The sequence below is a fragment of the Segatella salivae DSM 15606 genome (assembly GCF_000185845.1).
GTDB lineage: Bacteria > Bacteroidota > Bacteroidia > Bacteroidales > Bacteroidaceae > Prevotella > Prevotella salivae.
In genome coordinates this window covers 1-2187 of sequence record NZ_GL629653.1, presented here as the reverse complement: position 1 = coordinate 2187, position 2187 = coordinate 1, and the positions used below count along the sequence as shown (strand labels likewise).

The 2187-nt window shown below is 41.0% G+C and carries 3 protein-coding genes; 2 read left to right on the top strand and 1 reads right to left on the bottom strand.

The features are described from left to right. Positions 1-144 precede the first annotated feature (144 nt). Together HMPREF9420_RS12580 and HMPREF9420_RS12575 are read left to right on the top strand one after the other, a co-directional pair. Complete coding sequence (locus HMPREF9420_RS12580) at positions 145-825, top strand: S24 family peptidase (RefSeq protein ID WP_007136118.1); 681 nt, start codon at positions 145-147, stop codon at positions 823-825. A 25-nt stretch (positions 826-850) separates the two neighbouring features. Then, positions 851-1468 (top strand): hypothetical protein, encoded by a 618-nt coding sequence (locus HMPREF9420_RS12575; protein WP_007136117.1) that lies wholly within the window; start codon positions 851-853, stop codon positions 1466-1468. Between the two features lie 454 nt (positions 1469-1922). On the opposite strand, the gene HMPREF9420_RS12570 is transcribed toward HMPREF9420_RS12575, so the two are convergent. Next, the gene (locus tag HMPREF9420_RS12570; protein ID WP_007136115.1) at positions 1923-2162 is read right to left on the bottom strand and encodes a hypothetical protein; all 240 of its coding nucleotides are present in this window, start codon (positions 2160-2162) and stop codon (positions 1923-1925) included. Between the last annotated feature and the right edge of the window lie 25 nt (positions 2163-2187).

Sequence of the window (2187 nt, the reverse complement as noted above, 5' to 3'; positions counted from 1 at the left end):
CCATTTGCTAATCTCGGCTATTTTTCGTATTTTTGGCCGCGTGTTCCATTGGAACACGTTGCAAAGATAGAATATTTTCTAATACAAACCAAGCAAATGTGAGATTATTTTCTATTTTCTGTAAAGTTTAATAGAAACCAAGCTATGATTTTAGAAAGAATAAAGGAATATATCGATTGCAAGGGCATTACAGTAGCTGCCTTTGAGCGGAGTATAGGTATGTCTAATGCCTCGTTCGGAAAATCTTTGAAAAACAGAGGAGCAATAGGTTCTGATAAAATAGAAAATATCCTATCTGTGTACACTGACCTCTCTTCCGAATGGCTTCTCACAGGGAAGGGAGATATGCTTAAATCGGACAATGAAAAACTGATTGAAGCACATAAAACTTTCGGTGGATCTGCAAAATCCTCCAATAAACAAAAAGGTATTCCTCTTATTCCCATAGATGCCGTGGCAGGTTTCCCATCCGACGACAATGATGGCGTATATATGGAAGACTGCGAACACTACTCAATCCCGGAGTTTGAGGCGAAGGGGGCAAACTTTCTCATCCGGGTTTCAGGCGACTCCATGCACCCCCTCTATGAGAATGGCGACATCATCGCTTGCCGTAAAATTTCCGACATACTCTTCTTCCAATGGGGTGGCATCTACGTCCTCGACACCAGTCAGGGTGCCCTCGTCAAACGAGTGGAGGAAGCAGAAGACGATAAAGAATCCATCCTCTGTATTTCCGAAAATCCACGCTTCAAGCCATTCCGGCTCCCAAAATCTGATATCCGCTCCCTTAGCACCATCGTCGGACTCGTCCGCCTGGTTTAGTATTCTTCTTTATATTTATATTGTTATGGCTATAAAATATATAATAATAATAATAACATTTATCCTTTTAGTCTTTCTCATTTCGTCAGGGAACAATTCCGCCAAGAGAGAACATAAGAGAAAACTATATATTGGGAAGTTGATTCAATTGCTTGAGACCGTTTACATTCTGCATAATACGGCAAAGCTTGAGACGTTCAAAAGCCGACTCAATTTCCTAATAAAGTTGTTGCCAGAACTATTACCTGCAACAGATAAAAATTATACCGAATATGCAAATCAGGCAAAGCTGGAATACAAGGGCAGGTATCCAGATAGGCATCTGTCTCAACGTCAAATAGAGGCTATAGGTAATCCTAAAAGTATTACTAAAAATAGTTTGATGATTTGTTACGTGGATTTTTTCAAAAGATATTGTCTTGATGTCGAAAGCCAAATATTAAAACTGAAAACAAAAACAGCAAAACAAAAAAGGATAAATCAAGTTGCTGACACTGCCAAAATAATTGTTGCTGCTTTATTGGAAAATAACGGTGACGGGTTTGCCAACTCCGTCTCGCAGACGGAATCACTTTTCTACGACAAACATGGTATGCCGGTTGATACTAATCATATCACTATTGAAATAACCAAAAAAGAATGAAGGTATTACTCTGTCACCAAGCACCATCATCGGACCCGTCCGCCTCGTCTGATAGTACCTCCCAGACCATCCAAGCGTATCCCCTCTACCCCCTCGTTCTCTCCCGTTTTATCTCTCCCCCCCATTTACATCTCCAAAACACAGCAAACTGCCTGATATTGCGCTATTTAATAAGGTGAAGTTTAAAAAACGGGTGGCATTTAGGGGGAGGGTATCGACACTAAAAACACACCTATCTTTGAAAAAGTGGTATCTTCCCCCCCTCGTGTCGTACCCCCAAAAAACCTACTTTTGTAACCCCACTTTTCCAAAAATGTAACCCCACTTTGTAACCCCACCTGTAACCCCAGTACCTAAAATCAGCCATAAAAGCACGAAAAGAGGGTGATAAAACCAGTCCGATTTTACCACCCTCTCAAACGACGTTTTAAAGCCGTTCTAAGCCCCTTTTCTCTCAGTTTTTATACGTTGCTCCAGAACCGCCGGAAATGAGCGTAGATTGCTTTATTATAGCCTGTTTCGTTATGATTGTTCCGTTTCCAGAAAGCCCTGCATGGAGCAAATAATTACGTGTAGCACCCACATGTTTCGACGTGAATACCGTATATACAGCCGATATGCTGCTGAAATACCAATCCTTCTGTTCCGTTCCCTCTATTCCGTGCAGTAAATGCACATGTATAACCTTTGCCATATTCTAATTGTTAGTTTGCAGCAAA